Below are 18160 nucleotides of genomic sequence, written 5' to 3'. Positions count from 1 at the left end.
CTGGTGAGAGGCACTGTGTCCAGTCCCAAGAAGGCGGATGACGCCAAGGCGGACGTGTCCGCCAAGAAGAAATTGGACAACCAGGCCTCGTCCCACACGCTTCTGGAAGGGCGGCTCGGCTACCAGGTCGAGTCCGCCCTTCTGGTGCGCGCGCTGACCCACCGTTCCTACGCGTACGAGAACGGCGGCCTGCCGACGAACGAGCGGCTGGAGTTCCTCGGGGACTCCGTGCTCGGCCTCGTCGTCACGGACACGCTGTACCGCACCCACCCCGACCTGCCCGAAGGCCAGCTGGCCAAGTTGCGGGCCGCGGTGGTCAACTCGCGTGCGCTGGCGGAAGTGGGACGCGGCCTCGACCTGGGCGCCTTCATCCGGCTCGGCCGTGGTGAAGAGGGCACGGGCGGCCGGGACAAGGCGTCCATCCTCGCCGACACCCTCGAAGCGGTGATCGGTGCGGTCTATCTCGACCAGGGCCTCGACGCGGCGTCCGAGCTGGTGCACCGGCTCTTCGACCCGCTGATCGAGAAGTCCTCCAACCTCGGAGCCGGCCTGGACTGGAAGACCAGTCTGCAGGAGCTGACCGCGATCGAGGGGCTCGGCGTGCCCGAGTACCTGGTCACGGAGACCGGCCCCGACCACGAGAAGACCTTCACTGCTGCCGCCCGCGTCGGAGGCGTCTCGTACGGCACCGGCACCGGCCGCAGCAAGAAGGAGGCGGAGCAGCAGGCCGCCGAGTCCGCCTGGCGGTCCATCAGGGCCGCGGCGGACGAGCGCGCCAAGGCGGCCAAGGAGGCCGCCGCTGTGGACAGCGCGGCCAAGGAGGCCGCCGCCAGGGACGGCGACCCGTCGTCCGCCACCGCCTGACGAACAGCAGTACCGAGCGCCCGCCCCGCCGCACGACGCCGGGGCGGGCGCTCGGTCATCCACCGTCCGTACGGGGGTCCCGATGCCCGAGTTGCCCGAGGTCGAGGTCGTCCGGCGCGGCCTGGAGCGGTGGGTCGCCCACCGCACCGTCGCCGAGGTCGAGGTGCTGCACCCGCGCGCCGTACGCCGGCACATCGCGGGCGCCGACGACTTCGCCCACCGGCTCAAGGGCCACCACATCGGCACGCCCAGCCGGCGCGGCAAGTACCTGTGGCTGCCGCTGGAGGAGACCAACCAGTCCGTCCTCGCCCACCTCGGGATGAGCGGCCAGCTGCTGGTCCAGCCGCACGAGGTGCCGGACGAGAGGCATCTGCGGATCCGGGTCCGGTTCGCCGACTCCCTCGGCACCGAGCTGCGCTTCGTGGACCAGCGCACCTTCGGCGGTCTGTCGCTGCACGACAACACCCCCGAGGGCCTGCCCGACGTCATCGCGCACATCGCCCGCGACCCTCTCGACGAGCTGTTCGACGACGAGGCGTTCCACGTGGCCCTGCGCCGCAAGCGGACCACCGTCAAACGGGCCCTGCTCGACCAGTCGTTGATCAGCGGGGTCGGCAACATCTATGCGGACGAGGCGCTTTGGCGCGCCCGCATCCACTACGAGCGCCCGACGGCGAGCCTCACCCGACCGGTCACGGCGGAACTCCTCGGCCATGTACGGGACGTGATGCACGCGGCCCTCGCCGTCGGGGGCACCAGCTTCGACAGCCTGTACGTCAACGTCAACGGCGAGTCGGGCTACTTCGACCGCTCCCTGGACGCCTACGGCCGAGAGGGCCTGCCCTGCAAGCGGTGCGGCACCCTCATGCGCCGCCGGCCCTGGATGAACCGGTCCAGTTACTTCTGCCCGAAGTGCCAGCGCCCGCCACGGACCCGTACGGCGGGACCGGCCGGCCGGGGCTGAGGGCAGTCTCCGCACGGCCCTGCCGGGCATCCGGGGTTCTCTCCGACGAGGGGGCGGCCACCGCGGACAACGAGCACCGAGCAGATCCTCCGCGTGCTCCTCGCGAGTGACGCCCCGCGCCTACGCCGGCTGGCGGCCGTCGTACGCCTCGCGGGCCGCGAGGACGTCGTCCATCGCACCCTCGACGCAGTGGATGAGGGCCAGCAGGCGTTCGGTGACCTGTCGGCCGAGCGGGGTCAGTTCATAGTCCACGCGGGGTGGATTCGTCGGCTGCGCCTCGCGGTGCACCAGTCCGTCGCGCTCCAGTGCGTGCAGGGTCTGGGACAGCATCTTCTCGCTCACCCCGTCGACGCGGCGGCGCAGCTCGTTGAAGCGCAGCGAACCCTCGTACAGCGCGCCGAGCGTCAGTCCGCCCCAGCGGCCCGTGACGTGCTCCAGTGTGCCGCGCGAGGGGCAGGCCTTGGCGAAGACGTTGTAGGCGAGGTCGTCGTGGTCCTGGGCGGTGGCGGTCATACCGGCAAGGGTACGCGGGCGCAGCGCTACCCGCCAGGTTGCACTAACCCAGGGTTAGTGTTTCTTCTGGCAGTCGCCTCTGATCCGTTGCTGAGCCCTGCCGGGCCGCGAACCTCCAGGCCCAGGTCGCTGGAGTGACACGCCGTGATCACGCTTGTGTCGCGGCTGGAGCCCGTGCACATCACCAGCTTGACTTGAAAACACCGTTAGGTGAGCCTCACCTAAGTGCTGTTGACGAATGCCTTAGGAGTCGTCCGTGTCCGTGCTGCCCTCGGAGTCGTCCGTGCCCCCTCAGCCGGCGCCCACCCAGCGGCTGGGGCTGTACGACACGTGGTGGACGGTCGCAGCCGCCGCACTCGCCGCCTGCCTGGGCCTCTCGGCCTGCGCCTGGATATCCCTGCACCTGCGCGTGGATGCCGCCCTCCACACCGTGGCGCTTTTTGCCCATCTGGCCTCGCTCGTACTCGGCTTCGGAGCTGTCCTGGTGGCCGACTACTACGCTCTGCTGTGTCTGACGGGCCGGTGCACCCTGCGCGACGCGCTGAACGGCGCGGGCCGCCTCCACGTTCTCATCTGGACAGGCCTTGCAGGTCTCGTGGCCAGCGGCGTCATGCTCCACCCGGACCTTGGCTCCGCCCTCACCCGCGTCAAGCTGGGGCTGGTGCTCGTCCTCACGCTCAACGGCCTCCAGGCCGGGCTCCTGAACAGGCGCATGACGCAGCAGGGCACTGCCGCACTCGCCCCGCGCCACCTCGCCCGGGGAGCCGCGACAGCTCTGGTGTCCCAGCTCTGCTGGTGGGGCGCCGTGGTCATCGGATTCCGCAACAGCCAGCGCTGAGGTCGGCGTGGCGGAGCGCAGCCGGGACGGGACAGCGCGCAGCCAGGGCGCGACGCCGCCGCGGTCGGCACCAAGCGCGCCTGGCCGCTGCTGTCGAGCGCTCCGTGAGCTCAGTAGCCGAAGTCCTGCGTCCACCAAGGGCCGCCGGGGCCCAGGTGCAGGCCGACGCCGAGGGTCTTGAAGTCGCAGTTCAGTATGTTGGCGCGGTGACCCGGGCTGTTCATCCAGGCCTCCATCACGGCCGCCGAGGTGGCCTGGCCGCGGGCTATGTTCTCGCCGCCGAGGTCGGTGATGCCGGCCTTCGCGGCCCGGTCCCACGGCGTGGCGCCGTCGGGGTCGGTGTGGTCGAAGAAGCCTCGCGCGGCCATGTCGTCGCTGAACGCCCCGGCGAGCTCGCTCAGCGAGGAGTTCGCCGCGAGCGCGCTGCAGCCGACCTTCGCCCGCTCCTCGTTGACGAGCTTGAGCACCTCCGCCTCGACAGCGGCCTCGGTCGGCACCGTCCCCGGTGCGGAGGTCGCCGCCGGCGCCTTGGTCGCCTTGCGCGACGGGGTCCTCTTCGGCGTGGACGGTGTCGCCCTGGGCGTCGGCTTCTTGGTGGCCGTCTTCGACGGGGCCGGCGTGGGCGAGGCCGACTTCGAGGCCGAGGAGGAGGGGGAGGAGGCGGACGGGCTCGGGGACTGCGGGCGCCCGGTGTTCCGGCCGGCGGCGGTGGAGCCGTCGTGGCGGTCGGCGCTGCCCGAGGTGCCGCCCTGCTCGCTGGCCGTGTTGCGGGAGGTGTCCGCGGCCTGCACCCGGTCGCCGCCGGTGGGGTGCGTACCGCCGCCGAGCTGATAGTTCTCCAGGCCCGGCACCACGCCCGTGGACACCGCGGCCGTGCCGAGGGCGACGGCCGCCGATACTCCGAGCAGACCCGCGCGCACCGGCCGTCCTGCCTTCTTCCGGCGCCGGTGGCCGGACGACGGGCCGCCGGCCGGGGTGAACCCGCCACCCGCGGAAGCGGCCGGTGCCGCTCCGTCGTCGTCCGCCGCGAACAGGTAGGCGGTGGACTTGGCGTTGGCCTCGGTGTACGCCTCCGGGTTCAGGTACGGCGCGATGCCCCTGGGTGCCTGCCCGCCCGCGGACGACTTCGTGGGGTCGTCGCTCCACGGGGCGGAGGTGTGCGGGTGCGTGACCTCCGTGGCGCGGCCCGTGGCGGCGCGGCCGGCGGCGGTGCGTCGGTGGCGTCCCATGTCCTTGCCCTCTTCCTCGTGCTCACGGTCGACCGCAGCCAGCGCGGTGAGCGGCTCCCCATTGGTCAACCAGCTCACTCGATCGAGTGAGTTTCATATGAGATGCATTGGGTGGGGACGGTACCCCATGCCGCTGAGGGGCGACGTGTCCGAGCGGCACCGGCCGGTTAGGTTGCACCCATGAGCGAGGATGTACGACTGGTCGCCTGGGTCCGTGGACGCGTACAGGGCGTGGGTTTCCGCTGGTTCACGCGCGCCAAGGCGCTGGAGATCGGCGGTCTGAGTGGTTTTGCTCTCAATTTGGCCGACGGCCGGGTCCAGGTGGTCGCGGAGGGGCCGCGTAAGGGCTGCGAGGGGCTGCTCGACTGGCTCCAGGGCGACGACACACCCGGGCGCGTGGACGGCGTCACCGAGATCTGGGACACACCCCGTGGCGGCTACGACGGCTTCGCCATCCGCTGAGCCGGTCGCGTGCGGACCCGCCGGGCCGGTGCGCGGGAGCTGCCGGGGGCACATGCGGAAAGCGGGAACGACCTGGTGGTTGCCAAGAACGACGTGGCGTGGCAGGCTCCGCTGGTACTGCTGATCGCCACGCCCTGAGGGTCCCGGACGAGTCGCAGCGCCGCCGTTTTTCCGGCCGCGCGCCCCGGTTTGCCCACCAATACAGGGCGTGATCGTGTTGACCGTCAAACTTTTTGGTGAGACGCTGAAAGCCCCGCGCACCTTAGCTGTTTGGCATGGAGCAACACCAGAGCAACACCCGGATGTGCCAAGCACCGCGGGTGCGAATCCCTCACGACCCACACCGCATCGGTCGGTCACTCAGTGTGGAGGACCATCCATCATGGCAAAGGCGCTTCTCGGTTACGTCGGCGGCTCCGACCCTCGACTCCTCGCCGAGATGCGACGGCTGCAGCAGCGCGTGCAGGACCTGGAGTCCGAGCTCGTACGGATCCAGGCGGAGAACGACGCTCTGACGGCTGCCGCCTCTCAGGACAGGATCATGGAGAGCATCGACGCACACCAGGCGGAGCCTGCGCTCACCTGATCACTGCATCGCTCGGCGACAGCAGTCGCAGTGGTTGGGCTGCCCGTATCAACCGCTCAGTTGATTGGACGACTGAAACCCAGGTCGTCTGCAAGGGACGCTTCGGCGTCCCTTTTTTTCTTTCCCCCGCGCATCCTTTCACTCTCTTCAACGTCTGGTGTGCCCTGCGCGTTCAATGGTGAAACCGTGGGGTTGCGAGTGTTCGTGGAGTGAGATAGCGGCGGCGGGTAGAGTCCAGCGGCGTGCACCTCAAGGCCCTGACCCTCCGGGGGTTCAAGTCGTTCGCCTCCGCGACCACGCTCCGGTTCGAACCGGGGATCACGTGCGTCGTCGGCCCGAACGGCTCGGGCAAGTCCAACGTCGTGGACGCACTCAGCTGGGTCATGGGCGAGCAGGGCGCCAAGTCCTTGCGCGGCGGCAAGATGGAGGACGTCATCTTCGCCGGCACCACCGGGCGTCCGCCGCTCGGCCGGGCCGAGGTGTCGCTGACCATCGACAACTCCGACGGGGCGCTGCCCATCGAGTACGCCGAGGTCACCCTCACGCGGATCATGTTCCGCAACGGCGGCAGCGAGTACCAGATCAACGGCGACACCTGCCGCCTCCTCGACATCCAGGAACTCCTCTCCGACTCCGGCATCGGCCGCGAGATGCACGTCATCGTCGGCCAGGGCCAGCTCGACTCCGTCCTGCACGCCGACCCCATGGGCCGCCGCGCCTTCATCGAAGAGGCCGCGGGCGTGCTGAAGCACCGCAAGCGCAAGGAGAAGGCGCTGCGGAAGCTGGACGCGATGCAGGCGAACCTCGCGCGCGTACAGGACCTCACCGACGAACTGCGCCGCCAGCTCAAGCCGCTGGGCCGCCAGGCGGCGGTGGCCAGGAGGGCCGCCGTCATCCAGGCGGACCTCCGCGACGCCCGCCTCAGGCTGCTCGCCGACGACCTCGTGCGGCTGCGCGACGCCCTCAAGGCCGAGATCGCCGACGAGGCGGCCCTGAAGGAGCGCAAGGAGACCGCCGAACAGGAGCTGAAGAAGGCACTCCAGCGCGAGGCCCATCTGGAGGACGAGGTCCGGCAGCTCACGCCCCGGCTGCAGCGCGCCCAGCAGACCTGGTACGAACTGTCCCAGCTGGCCGAGCGCGTCCGCGGCACCGTCTCGCTGGCCGACGCCCGGGTGAAGAGCGCCGTCTCCGCGCCCGACGAGGAGCGGCGCGGCCGTGACCCCGAGGACCTGGAGCGCGAGGCGGCCCGTGTCCGCGAGCAGGAGGCCGAGCTGGAAGCGGCCCTGGAGGCGGCCCAGCGGGCCCTGGACGACACGGTCGCCCACCGCGCCGAGCTGGAGCGTGAGCTGGCCGTCGAGGAGCGCCGGCTGAAGGACGTGGCCCGCGCCATCGCAGACCGCCGCGAGGGTCTGGCCCGTCTCTCCGGGCAGGTCAACGCGGCCCGCTCGCGCGCGGCCTCCGCCCAGGCCGAGATCGACCGGCTGGCCACCGCCCGCGACGAGGCCCAGGAGCGGGCGGTCCGCGCCCAGGAGGAGTACGAGGCCCTGAAGGCCGAGGTCGACGGCCTGGACGCCGACGACGCGGACCTGGCCGAGCGGCATGAGGCGGGCAAGCGGCAGCTCGCCGAGGCGGAGGCCGCCCTGAGCGCGGCCCGCGAGGCGGCCACCGCGGCCGAACGGGGGCGCGCCGCGACCCAGGCCCGCCACGAGGCGCTGGCGCTCGGCCTGCGCCGTAAGGACGGCACCGGCATACTGCTCGGCGCCCGGGACCGCCTCACCGGCGTCCTCGGCCCGGCCGCGGAACTTCTGACGGTCACCCCCGGCTACGAGGTGGCACTGGCCGCGGCGTTCGGCGCGGCGGCCGACGCGGTCGCCGTGACGACACCGTCGTCGGCGGCCGAGGCGATCAGACTGCTGCGCAAGCAGGACGGAGGCCGGGCGGCCCTGTTGCTCGCGGGAGCCCCGGAGGAACTCGCGGGGGCACCGGAGGAGCGGCTGCCGGCCGGCGGTGTGCCGGCGGGCGGTGACGCCTCCGGTTTCGCAGACCGGCCGGCGGCCGGGCGCGGTGGTTCCGTGGACGTTCCGGCGCCCGGCATGCCGGGCGGCACCGCCGATGCGCCGGTGAGCGGTACGGCCGGCGTACCGCACGAACCCCACCCCGCGGGCCTCTTCGCCGCCGACCTCGTCCGCGGTCCCGCCGAGCTGATGCCCGCCGTGCGGCGGCTGCTGCGCGGGATCGTCGTCGTCGGGACGCTGGAGGACGCCGAGGATCTGGTCTACGGCCACCCGGAGCTGACCGCGGTGACCGCTGAGGGGGATCTGCTCGGGGCGCACTTCGCGCACGGCGGATCCGCCGGGGCGCCCAGCCTGCTGGAGGTGCAGGCCTCCGTGGACGAGGCCGCCGCCGAGCTGGCCGGACTGAAGGTGCGCTGCGCGCAGCTGGCCGAGGAGCAGGCAGCGGCGGCCGAGCGGCGCACGCGGGCGGCCGCGCTCGTCGAGGAGCTGGGGGAGCGGCGCCGGGCCGCCGACCGGGAGAAGTCGGCCGTGGCCCAGCAGCTCGGGCGGCTCGCCGGGCAGGCGCGGGGTGCCGCCGGGGAGGCCGAGCGGTCAGCGGCGGCTGCCGCACGTGCGCAGGAGGCGCTGGAGACGGCCGTACAGGAGGCCGAGGAGCTGGCCGAGCGGTTGGCTGTGGCCGAGGAGACACCGGTCGAGGAGGAGCCGGACACCTCGGTACGGGACCGGCTCGCCGCCGACGGTGCCAACGCCCGGCAGACCGAGATGGAGGCCCGGCTCCAGGTCCGTACCCACGAGGAGCGGGTCAAGGGGCTGGCCGGGCGGGCCGACTCGCTCGACCGGGCCGCCCGCGCCGAACGCGAGGCACGCGTGCGTGCCGAGCAGCGCCGGGCCCGGCTGCGGCACGAGGCGTCCGTCGCGGAGGCCGTCGCCTCCGGCACCCGCCAGCTGCTCGCCCATGTCGAGGTGTCCCTCGCCCGGGCCGAGCGGGAGCGCGCCGCCTCCGAGGCCGCCAAGGCGCGCCGGGAACAGGAGCTGACCGCCGCTCGCACGGCGGGACGTGAACTGAAGGCCGAACTGGACAAGTTGACGGATTCGGTCCACCGAGGGGAGGTACTCGGCGCCGAGAAGCGGTTGCGGATCGAGCAGCTGGAGACCAAGGCGCTGGAGGAGCTGGGTGTCGAACCGGCGGGGCTCATGGCGGAGTACGGGCCGCACCAGCTCGTGCCGCCCTCGCCCCCCGCCGCCGGCGAGGTGCTGCCGGAGGATCCCGGGCACCCGCGCAACCAGCCGAGACCCTTCGTGCGCGGCGAGCAGGAGAAGCGGCTCAAGGCGGCCGAGCGGGCGTACCAGCAGCTGGGCAAGGTCAACCCGCTGGCGCTGGAGGAGTTCGCGGCGCTGGAGGAGCGGCACAAGTTCCTCAGCGAGCAGCTGGAGGACCTGAAGAAGACCCGAGCCGACCTGCTTCAGGTGGTGAAGGAGGTCGACGAGCGCGTCGAGCAGGTCTTCACGGAGGCCTACCGGGACACGGCCCGCGAGTTCGAGGGCGTCTTCAGCCGCCTCTTCCCGGGCGGTGAGGGACGCCTCGTGCTGACCGACCCCGACCACATGCTCACCACGGGCGTGGACGTCGAGGCACGGCCGCCGGGCAAGAAGGTCAAACGGCTCTCCCTGCTCTCCGGTGGTGAGCGCTCGCTGACCGCTGTCGCGCTGCTGGTGTCGATCTTCAAGGCCCGGCCGAGCCCGTTCTACGTCATGGACGAGGTCGAGGCCGCTCTCGACGACACCAACCTCCAGCGGCTGATCCGGATCATGCAGGAGCTGCAGGAGACCTCACAGCTGATCGTGATCACGCACCAGAAGCGCACGATGGAGGTCGCCGACGCGCTCTACGGCGTGTCCATGCAGGGCGACGGCGTGTCGAAGGTCATCTCCCAGCGGCTTCGCTAGCACTTCCTCAAGATCAACTGACTCTACGTTCACTACTTGAACGTAGACAGGAGAAACTTCACAGCCACCGAGGTATTGACTTCGAAACTTGAAGGCATAGTCTCTGCAATGTTGTTTTTACCTTCAGGTGTAAGTGGAGTGCCTAGGCCCCCTCGGATACCTGTAAGGGCTTACCCCCACCGGCAGCGTTGCCGTGGCCCGAGGAGTTTCACGTGACCAGCACAGCGCAGGCACCTCAGTCAGGAGCCAGGACGGCTCATCCCGAACATCTCGGGCACGTCATCTTCATCGCGGCGGCCGCCGCGATGGGCGGTTTCCTCTTCGGTTACGACAGCTCCGTCATCAACGGCGCCGTCGAGGCCATCCGCGGTCGCTACGACATCGGCTCCGCGGCCCTCGCTCAGGTCATCGCGATCGCCCTGATCGGCTGTGCCATCGGCGCCGCCACGGCCGGCCGCATAGCCGACCGGATCGGCCGCATCCGCTGCATGCAGATCGCCGCCGTCCTCTTCACCATCAGCGCCGTCGGCTCCGCGCTGCCCTTCGCGCTGTGGGACCTCGCCTTCTGGCGCATCGTCGGCGGCTTCGCCATCGGCATGGCCTCCGTCATCGGCCCCGCCTACATCGCCGAGGTCGCCCCGCCCGCCTACCGCGGCCGTCTCGGCTCCTTCCAGCAGGCCGCGATCGTCGTCGGCATCGCCGTCTCCCAGCTGGTCAACTGGGGTCTGCTGAACGCCGCCGGCGGCGACCAGCGCGGCAAGCTGATGGGCCTGGAGGCCTGGCAGGTCATGCTCGGCGTGATGGTCGTCCCGGCCGTCCTCTACGGCCTGCTCTCCTTCGCGATCCCCGAGTCCCCGCGCTTCCTGATCTCCGTCGGCAGGCACGAGCGTGCCCGCGAGATCCTCGCCGAGGTCGAGGGCAAGGACGTCGACCTGAACGCCCGCGTCGCCGAGATCGAGCACGCGATGAAGAGCGAGCACAAGTCCACCTTCAAGGACCTGCTCGGCGGCGGCTTCTTCTTCAAGCCGATCGTCTGGATCGGTATCGGCCTGTCCGTCTTCCAGCAGTTCGTCGGCATCAACGTGGCGTTCTACTACTCCTCGACGCTGTGGCAGTCGGTCGGCGTCGACCCGGCGGACTCGTTCTTCTACTCCTTCACGACGTCGATCATCAACATCCTCGGCACCGTGATCGCGATGATCTTCGTGGACCGCGTCGGCCGCAAGCCGCTCGCCCTCATCGGCTCCGTCGGCATGGTCGTCGGTCTCGCGCTGGAGGCCTGGGCGTTCAGCTATCACCTGGTCGACGGCAAGCTGCCGAGCACCCAGGGCTGGGTCGCCCTGATCGCCGCCCACCTGTTCGTCCTCTTCTTCGCCCTCTCCTGGGGTGTGGTCGTCTGGGTCTTCCTCGGTGAGATGTTCCCGAACAAGATCCGCGCCGCCGCGCTGGGCGTCGCCGCCTCCGCGCAGTGGATCGCCAACTGGGCCATCACCGCGAGCTTCCCGTCACTGGCCGACTGGAACCTCTCCGGCACCTACGTGATCTACACGGTCTTCGCCGCGCTCTCCGTCCCGTTCGTGCTCAAGTTCGTCAAGGAGACGAAGGGCAAGGCGCTGGAGGAGATGGGCTGAGCCTCGTAGCGAGGCGCCCCCTGAACCCGAGGAGAAGGGCCAAGTCCCCGCTGCCCCTCTCCTCGCACCGTCCGCCGCCCCCGGTCCGGCCACTGCCCGGACCGGGGGCGGCGGTGTCGTACCCGCTCCCCGTACCGGGTCAGTCGCCGAGCGCGGGGAGCACCTGTTCCACGAAGAGTCCGAGGCTCCGCCACCCCTCGTCCACCGGCATCCCGCCCGCCAGCGGATGCAGCACCAGGCTGTCCAGGCCCTGCGCCACGCACTCCTGCGGGGTGAGGATGCGGTACACGCCCTCCGCGCGGAGCTCTCCCACCGTCGTGGCCGCCGACTTCACGGCGGAGCGGATCCCGCCGGACTGCCAGGAGGCGTACGTCCGCGCCTCGTGCAGGAAGTACTCACCGTACTCGGCCCACGCCCGGTCGGGGTCCTCTGCGAGGTGGAGGAGAGGGGTCTCCGCGGCCGGCATCATCGTCCAGCCCTCGGTGCCGTACTCGGTGAGCTTCTCCTTGTAGTACGCCTCCAGCTCCGGCAGATGCGCGCTTGGGAAGAACGGCAGGCCGAGCCGGGCGGCCCGGCGGGCGGCGGCCTTGGACGAACCGCCGACCAGCAGCAGCGGGTGCGGATCGGTGAACGGCCGCGGGGTGAGCCGTACCCTGCGGCCCCGGTACTCGAACTCCGCGCCGGACCAGGCGTTCAGCAGCGTCTCCAGCAGCTCGTCCTGGAGCCGGCCGCGCCGCTTCCAGTCGACGTCGAACAGGGCGTACTCCTCGGGCCGGTAACCGATCCCGGCCACGGTCACCAGCCGCCCCCCGCTGAGCAGGTCCAGGACGGCGATGTCCTCGGCCAGCCGCAGCGGGTCGTACAGCGGGCCGATCACCGCCGACACCGTCACCGCGATCCGCCGGGTCGCCCCGAACACCGCGCCCGCGAAGGCGAACGGGGACGGCAGCCAGTTGTCGTCCGCCCCGTGGTGCTCCTCGGTCTGCACGGTGGTGATCCCGTGCTCGTCCGCGTACGCCGCCATCTCCAGGGCCGCCCGGTACCGGGCGGCCAGGGAGGCGGGGGTGGCGCCGGGCTCGACGAGATTGAGACGTACGACCGTGACGGGCATGGGACGTCCCCCTCCGGCGCGATGTGATGCGGTGGAGGGGGACGTTAGCTGACGGTGCGTCAGATGGCCAGGGAAGCGGTACCGGTCGACCCTGCGATCGGGCCGTGGATTCCGGTGGCCGGCGACCGTACGCTCAGGCCGCGGCCGTGGGTGGGGGTGCGGGTGCGGCTGCGGACGGTCGTGCGGCCGGCCGTGCGATGGCGGGTGGTCATACGATCACGTCATGACCGACCCCGCACCCCCGGAACCCACGGACCCGCGGGCCGAGACCGCCCGCGGCCGTGCCGCCCTGTGGCTCGGCCCGGACGACCTGCGATGGCTGGCCCGGCACTGCTGCTGCCCGGACGACGCGGACCAGGGGGCACGGGACCGCTGTGCCCGCCTCCGCTTCCGGGCGAGCGCGGCCCCGCACAAGAGCGGCCTGTCCGGCTGAAGCCCGTCAGGCGCTGACGGTCGCGGGCTCCTCGGCGGTCTCGGCCGTCTGTGTCGGTGCCGTCACCGCCGGCTTCGGCAGCGCCAGGTACAGCAGGCCCGAGATCACGATCGTCGCGACCCAGCCGAGGCCGTACTCGCCGATGACGTTGTTCTTCGCGAGCGGGCCGGTGAACCAGTCCGAGGTGGTGAACATCAGACCCGAGAGCAGACCGACCGCCCAGGAGGCCACGGCCGCGGGGGAGAAACCGCCCCGGTACCAGTAGGCGCTGGTGCGTCCGGTGTCGGCCATGGCCCGGCCGTCGTACTCCGTGCGGCGCAGCATGTCGGCCCCGAAGACGCCGACCCAGGCGGAGAAGGCGACCGCCAGCAGGGACAGGAAGGCGATGAACGACCCCATGAAGCTCGTCGCCACCAGCATCAGCACCCCGCCGAAGATCAGCGAGATCACGGCGTTGACCGACACCGCCCAGTGGCGGGGCACCTTGAATCCGAGGGTCTGCGCGGTGAATCCCGCCGAGTACATCGACATCGAGTTGATCAGCAGCATGCCGATCAGCGCGATGAACAGATACGGCACCGCGATCCACGTCGGCAGGATCTCACCGAGGAAGGACACCGGGTCGGTCGCCGAGGCCAGGTCCGGCGTGGACACCGCCATCACCGCGCCCATCAGGACCATCGGCAGGACGACGACACCGGCGCCGCCCACCGCCGTGCCCACGATCGCCTTCGACGAGGCCGTGCGCGGCAGGTAGCGGGTGAAGTCCGGGGCGGACGGGATCCAGCTGACACCGCCGGCCGCGATCATGCCGACGCCGGTGATCACCGCGGCCGTGGAGCCGGCGCTGTGGTCCATCACCTTCGACCAGTCGGTGTTCGCCACCAGGTAGGCCAGGACGAGCACCGAGAAGGCGCCGAAGAGATAGGTCGCGTACTTGTTGCACTTCTGCACGGCGTTGATGCCGAGCCCGGAGATGGCGAACGTCGCGACGACGAACAGCAGCAGCATCACCATGTCGAGCACGCTGTTCGCCCTGAGGCCGAACAGGATGTCCAGGATGGTGAGCATCGCGTAGGCGCCGGTCACCGCGTTGATCGTCTCCCAGCCCCAGCGGGCGACCCAGATCAGCGACCCGGGCAGCAGGTTCCCGCGCTGCCCGAAGACCGCGCGCGACAGCGCCATGCCGGGCGCTCCGCCCCGCTTGCCGGCGATGCCGATCAGCCCGACCAGGCCGTACGACACGATCGGCGCGGCCAGCGCGACGACGAGCGCCTGCCAGATGTTCAGGTGGTACGCCACGACGAGGCTCGCACCCATCGTCAGCAGCAGCACGCTGATGTTGGCGCCGACCCAGGTGGGGAACAGCTCACGGGTCTTCGCGGTGCGCTCGTGGTCGGGGACCTGCTCGATGCCTCGGGTCTCGAGAGCGCCTTCGGTCTCGACGGTTTTGCTCATGGAAGAGGTGCCAGACATGGGGGGACAGGGGGACGTGGGGACTCTACGCGCGTCAACCAACTCCCCACCACAGTACTTTGCTCCGGCTCCTGGCTTTACAGGGCGTTTGTCTCTTGGCGGAAGCCACAAACAGGGTCCCGGCGTAACCCATGGCTGATACTGGACGGGTTATGGAAATCGTCATCCTTGCTGTAGTCATCGCCTTGGTCGTGCTCGGCGCGCTCGGCGGGCTCATCGTCGGCAGCCGGCGCAAGAAGCCGCTTCCCCCACCGCCCCCCGCAGCGCCCGACATCACCGCGCCCCCGGCCGAGCCGCACGTCGGCGACGAGGCCGAGACACCGCGCGACGAACCGCGCCGGACGATCGAGGAGGTGGATCTTCCAGGCGGCCCCGCACCGGTCGTCGTGGAGGAGCCTCCCGCCGGCCCCGCCGTCGAGGTTCCCGGGCTCGAGATCCCGGAGCCCACCGCCGGCCGGCTGGTCCGGCTGCGCGCCCGCCTCTCCCGTTCGCAGAACGCCCTCGGCCAGGGCCTGCTCACGCTGCTCTCCCGCGAGCACCTCGACGAGGACACCTGGGAGGAGATCGAGGACACGCTGCTCACCGCCGACGTCGGTGTGCAGCCCACCCAGGAACTGGTCGAGCGGTTGCGGGAGCGCGTGAAGGTGCTCGGCACCCGCACCCCGGAGGAGCTGCGCGGCCTGCTGCGCGAAGAGCTGCTCAAGCTGGTCGGCACCGACGTCGACCGCACGGTGAAGACCGAGCCCGAGGACCGCAAGCCCGGCATCGTGATGGTCGTCGGCGTCAACGGCACCGGCAAGACCACCACCACCGGCAAGCTCGCCCGGGTGCTGATCGCCGACGGCCGCACCGTCGTGCTCGGCGCCGCCGACACCTTCCGTGCCGCCGCGGCCGACCAGCTCCAGACCTGGGGCGAGCGCGTCGGCGCCTACACCGTGCGCGGGCCCGAGGCCGGCGACCCCGCCTCCGTCGCCTTCGACGCGGTCAAGGAAGGCAAGGAGATGGGGGTCGACGTCGTCCTCATCGACACCGCCGGCCGTCTGCACACCAAGACCGGCCTCATGGACGAGCTGGGCAAGGTCAAGCGCGTCGTGGAGAAGCACGCGCCGCTGGACGAGGTGCTGCTCGTCCTGGACGCCACGACCGGCCAGAACGGCCTGGTGCAGGCCCGCGTGTTCGCCGAGGTCGTGGACATCACCGGCATCGTGCTGACCAAGCTGGACGGTACGGCCAAGGGCGGCATCGTCGTCGCGGTCCAGCGTGAGCTGGGTGTGCCGGTCAAGCTGATCGGGCTCGGCGAGGGCGCGGACGATCTCGCGCCGTTCGAGCCGGAGGCGTTCGTGGACGCGCTCATCGGTGACTGACACCATCTCCGGATTTCCGGAGGTGACCAGCCAGGAACGTTCCCAGGTGCTCAGAGGAGCGCTCGTCCCAAGGTGCAGTCGGGGCGGGCGCTTCGCCTTTCCGCGGTGCCGCTACGCCCGCGCCCGCGACCGATGCGCCACGTATGCCAGTGTGCCCAGCAGCAGCCGCGCCGCGGGAGGGCTGGTCGCCGAGTCCAGCGCCGGCGGGCGCAGCCAGCGCACCGGGCCGAGGCCGCCCCGGTCGGAGGGCGGCGCGGTGATGTACGTACCCGGGCCGAGGCCGTGCAGATCCAGAGCGGAAGGGTCGTCCCAGCCCGTGCGGTAGAGCAGCCGGGGCAGTTCGGCGGCGGCGCCGGGTCCGACGAAGAAGTGGGCGCGGCCGTCCGGGGTCGCGGTCACCGGGCCGAGGGGGAGGCCCATGCGCTCCAGGCGGACCAGGGCGCGGCGCCCGGCGGCTTCGGAGACCTCGATGACGTCGAACGCCCGGCCGACCACCAGCATCACCGCGGCGCCCGGGAACTCGGACCAGGCCTTGGCCGCCTCGTCCAGCGTGGCCCCGGCCGGCACCCGGGGCGCGAAGTCCAGCGGATGGGCACCCGGCGCCGGGCAGTCGGCGTGCCCGCACGAGCAGGCGCCCGCGGCGGCTCGTGCCCCCGGCACCACGTCCCAGCCCCACAGTCCGGTGAACTCGGCGACGGCGGTGCACTCCGACGAACGCCCGCGCCGACGTGAGCCGGTACGGATTTCGCGAATGCCGCCGATCGTGAAGCCCATGCCCCCTCCAACGGGTCCAGTGCGCCGGTGGTTACGACACGGAACGAGACGGTCGCGGAACGTAACGCCACGGTTTCCGCCTGCCCGCGCTGCCGCAAGGCCAAGGCGGCGCATCGAAGCGCATCGGGTGGCGCGCCGGAGGGCATGCGCCCCTGTGTGCATCACTCCGCCCGCTTCCGGACGTCCTGTGTCAAGTCAATCGCGCGGAGGAGGCCGTGGGTTCATTCGAAGGGGTGGCGAATGGTGGCGTTTCTGGGATTTCCGTGGCTGAGGCGGTGATCGCAGGATTACTGTGAGTGTGCGAGTCCTGGGGGCACATGCCCCCGTGGGTATGCCGGAGGCAAGTCGTCAGCTCGTTCGAAGGGTGAGAACCGGCGGACGGGAGGCCGTATTCACCGGCATCCTGATAGGGCTTGGCGCACTCGGCGACAAGTGGTCTCAGGGAGTGGGGGCGTTCCAGTGGGCGGCAACGGCGGTGGCGGGACGAGCGCTGACAGGCCCCCCAACGAGCTGCTCGGCTCGTGGTTCGTGCGCAGCGGCTGGTCCAAAGGCGAGCTGGCCCGCCAGGTGAACCGCAGGGCACGCCAGTTGGGTGCCAGCCACATCTCCACCGACACCTCGCGCGTACGGCGCTGGCTGGACGGGGAGAACCCTCGCGAGCCGATCCCGCGCATCCTCTCGGAGCTGTTCTCCGAGCGCTTCGGCTGTGTGGTCTCCATCGAGGACCTCGGCCTGCGCGCCGCCCGTCAGTCGCCCTCCGCGTCCGGCGTCGACCTGCCCTGGACGGGCCCGCAGACGGTGGCCCTGCTCAGCGAGTTCTCGCGCAGCGACCTGATGCTCGCCCGCCGCGGCTTCCTCGGCACCTCGCTCGCGCTGTCCGCGGGCCCCTCCCTCATCGAGCCCATGCAGCGCTGGCTCGTCCCCACCCCCGGCTCCCCGGGCCCGCCCCCTCCGGAGACCCTTCTCGACTCCCGCAGGCCGGGCCGGCTGTCCGGGCCCGAGCTGGACCTGCTGGAGTCCACCACGCGGATGTTCCGCCAGTGGGACGCCCAGTGCGGCGGCGGTCTGCGCCGCAAGGCGGTCGTGGGCCAGCTGCACGAGGTCACCGACCTCCTCCAGGAACCCCAGCCCGAGGCCACCACCCGCACCCTGTTCAAGGTCGCCGCCGAACTCGCGGAACTGGCCGGCTGGATGTCGTACGACGTCGGTCTCCAGCCCACCGCCCAGAAGTACTTCGTCCTCGCCCTGCACGCGGCCAAGGAGGCCGGCGACAAACCGCTCGGCTCCTACATCCTCTCCAGCATGAGCCGCCAGATGATCCACCTCGGCCGGCCGGACGACGCCCTGGAGCTGATCCACCTCGCCCAGTACGGCAGCCGCGACTGCGCGAGTCCGCGCACCCAGTCCATGCTGTATGCGATGGAGGCCCGCGCCTACGCCAACATGGGCCAGCCAGGCAGGACCAAGCGCGCGGTCCGCATGGCCGAGGACACCTTCGCCGAGGCCGACGAGTGGGACGAGCCGGACCCCGACTGGATCCGCTTCTTCTCCGAGGCGGAGCTGTACGGCGAGAACTCCCACTCCTTCCGCGACCTCGCCTACGTCGCCGGCCGCAGCCCCACCTACGCCTCCCTGGCCGAGCCGCTCATGCGGCGGGCGGTGGAACTGTTCGCCAAGGACTCCGAGCACCAGCGGTCCTACGCGCTCAACCTCATCGGCATGGCCACCGTGCACCTGCTCCAGCGCGAGCCCGAGCGCGGCGCCGAGTACGCCTCGCAGGCCATGGGGATCGCCAAGAAGGTCCGCTCCGAGCGTGTGACCACTCGTATCCGAAAGACGGTCGACACGGCCGTACGCGACTTCGGCGATATGGCGGCCGTGGTCGACCTCACCGACCAGCTCGCCGTGGACCTGCCCGAGACCGCCGAGGCGGTCTGACCCGCCCCGCCCCCA

At 71.1% G+C, this 18160-nt stretch carries 15 protein-coding genes; 10 read left to right on the top strand and 5 right to left on the bottom strand.

Annotated features, from left to right (window positions below):
- The first annotated feature begins 3 nt into the window (after positions 1-3).
- Positions 4-864, top strand: coding sequence for a ribonuclease III (gene rnc, locus ABZ079_RS25110; RefSeq protein WP_356941695.1), 861 nt, complete (start codon positions 4-6; stop codon positions 862-864).
- 82 nt (positions 865-946) lie between these two features.
- The gene (gene mutM, locus ABZ079_RS25105; RefSeq protein WP_356941694.1) at positions 947-1828 is read left to right on the top strand and encodes a bifunctional DNA-formamidopyrimidine glycosylase/DNA-(apurinic or apyrimidinic site) lyase; all 882 of its coding nucleotides are present in this window, start codon (positions 947-949) and stop codon (positions 1826-1828) included.
- A 120-nt stretch (positions 1829-1948) separates the two neighbouring features.
- Here the strand turns inward: mutM and ABZ079_RS25100 are convergent, their stop codons facing one another.
- Entirely contained in the window at positions 1949-2341 is a 393-nt protein-coding gene (locus ABZ079_RS25100) for a helix-turn-helix domain-containing protein (protein ID WP_356941693.1), read from the bottom strand.
- A gap of 256 nt (positions 2342-2597) precedes the next feature.
- On the opposite strand from ABZ079_RS25100, the gene ABZ079_RS25095 reads away from it, so the two are divergent.
- Positions 2598-3179 carry a hypothetical protein gene (locus ABZ079_RS25095; protein WP_356941692.1) on the top strand — a complete coding sequence of 194 codons (582 nt, stop codon included), beginning with the start codon at positions 2598-2600 and terminating at the stop codon, positions 3177-3179.
- Positions 3180-3289: 110 nt separating this feature from the next.
- Here the strand turns inward: ABZ079_RS25095 and ABZ079_RS25090 are convergent, their stop codons facing one another.
- Positions 3290-4408, bottom strand: coding sequence for a CAP domain-containing protein (locus tag ABZ079_RS25090; protein WP_356941734.1), 1119 nt, complete (start codon positions 4406-4408; stop codon positions 3290-3292).
- A gap of 180 nt (positions 4409-4588) precedes the next feature.
- On the opposite strand from ABZ079_RS25090, the gene ABZ079_RS25085 reads away from it, so the two are divergent.
- From ABZ079_RS25085 to ABZ079_RS25070, 4 genes are all read left to right on the top strand, one after another.
- Positions 4589-4870 carry an acylphosphatase gene (locus tag ABZ079_RS25085; RefSeq protein WP_356941691.1) on the top strand — a complete coding sequence of 94 codons (282 nt, stop codon included), beginning with the start codon at positions 4589-4591 and terminating at the stop codon, positions 4868-4870.
- Positions 4871-5252: 382 nt separating this feature from the next.
- A complete protein-coding gene (locus tag ABZ079_RS25080; protein ID WP_023546484.1) occupies positions 5253-5456 on the top strand; it encodes a hypothetical protein in 204 nt (67 codons plus the stop codon).
- Between the two features lie 242 nt (positions 5457-5698).
- Positions 5699-9418, top strand: a complete 3720-nt coding sequence (locus ABZ079_RS25075; protein ID WP_356941690.1) for an AAA family ATPase — start codon at positions 5699-5701, stop codon at positions 9416-9418.
- A 212-nt stretch (positions 9419-9630) separates the two neighbouring features.
- A complete protein-coding gene (locus ABZ079_RS25070; RefSeq protein ID WP_356941689.1) occupies positions 9631-11049 on the top strand; it encodes a sugar porter family MFS transporter in 1419 nt (472 codons plus the stop codon).
- A gap of 139 nt (positions 11050-11188) precedes the next feature.
- Here the strand turns inward: ABZ079_RS25070 and ABZ079_RS25065 are convergent, their stop codons facing one another.
- The gene (locus ABZ079_RS25065) at positions 11189-12160 is read right to left on the bottom strand and encodes an LLM class flavin-dependent oxidoreductase (RefSeq protein ID WP_356941688.1); all 972 of its coding nucleotides are present in this window, start codon (positions 12158-12160) and stop codon (positions 11189-11191) included.
- Between the two features lie 223 nt (positions 12161-12383).
- On the opposite strand from ABZ079_RS25065, the gene ABZ079_RS25060 reads away from it, so the two are divergent.
- Complete coding sequence (locus ABZ079_RS25060) at positions 12384-12593, top strand: hypothetical protein (protein WP_356941687.1); 210 nt, start codon at positions 12384-12386, stop codon at positions 12591-12593.
- Positions 12594-12599: 6 nt separating this feature from the next.
- Here the strand turns inward: ABZ079_RS25060 and ABZ079_RS25055 are convergent, their stop codons facing one another.
- On the bottom strand, positions 12600-14051 hold the full coding sequence (locus ABZ079_RS25055; RefSeq protein ID WP_356941686.1) for a cytosine permease: 1452 nt from the start codon (positions 14049-14051) through the stop codon (positions 12600-12602).
- 170 nt (positions 14052-14221) lie between these two features.
- Here ABZ079_RS25055 and ftsY point away from each other — a divergent pair, with 170 nt between their 5' ends.
- The gene (gene ftsY, locus ABZ079_RS25050; RefSeq protein WP_356941685.1) at positions 14222-15433 is read left to right on the top strand and encodes a signal recognition particle-docking protein FtsY; all 1212 of its coding nucleotides are present in this window, start codon (positions 14222-14224) and stop codon (positions 15431-15433) included.
- A 111-nt stretch (positions 15434-15544) separates the two neighbouring features.
- On the opposite strand, the gene ABZ079_RS25045 is transcribed toward ftsY, so the two are convergent.
- The gene (locus tag ABZ079_RS25045) at positions 15545-16207 is read right to left on the bottom strand and encodes a bifunctional DNA primase/polymerase (protein WP_356941684.1); all 663 of its coding nucleotides are present in this window, start codon (positions 16205-16207) and stop codon (positions 15545-15547) included.
- Positions 16208-16666: 459 nt separating this feature from the next.
- On the opposite strand from ABZ079_RS25045, the gene ABZ079_RS25040 reads away from it, so the two are divergent.
- A complete protein-coding gene (locus tag ABZ079_RS25040) occupies positions 16667-18145 on the top strand; it encodes a hypothetical protein (RefSeq protein ID WP_356941683.1) in 1479 nt (492 codons plus the stop codon).
- Positions 18146-18160 lie beyond the last annotated feature (15 nt).

Origin of the sequence: Streptomyces sp. NPDC006314 (genome assembly GCF_040613075.1) — a bacterium.
Lineage (GTDB): Bacteria > Actinomycetota > Actinomycetes > Streptomycetales > Streptomycetaceae > Streptomyces.
Note: the sequence above shows the minus strand (reverse complement) of the source record. Positions and strands in the feature narration are given on the sequence as shown.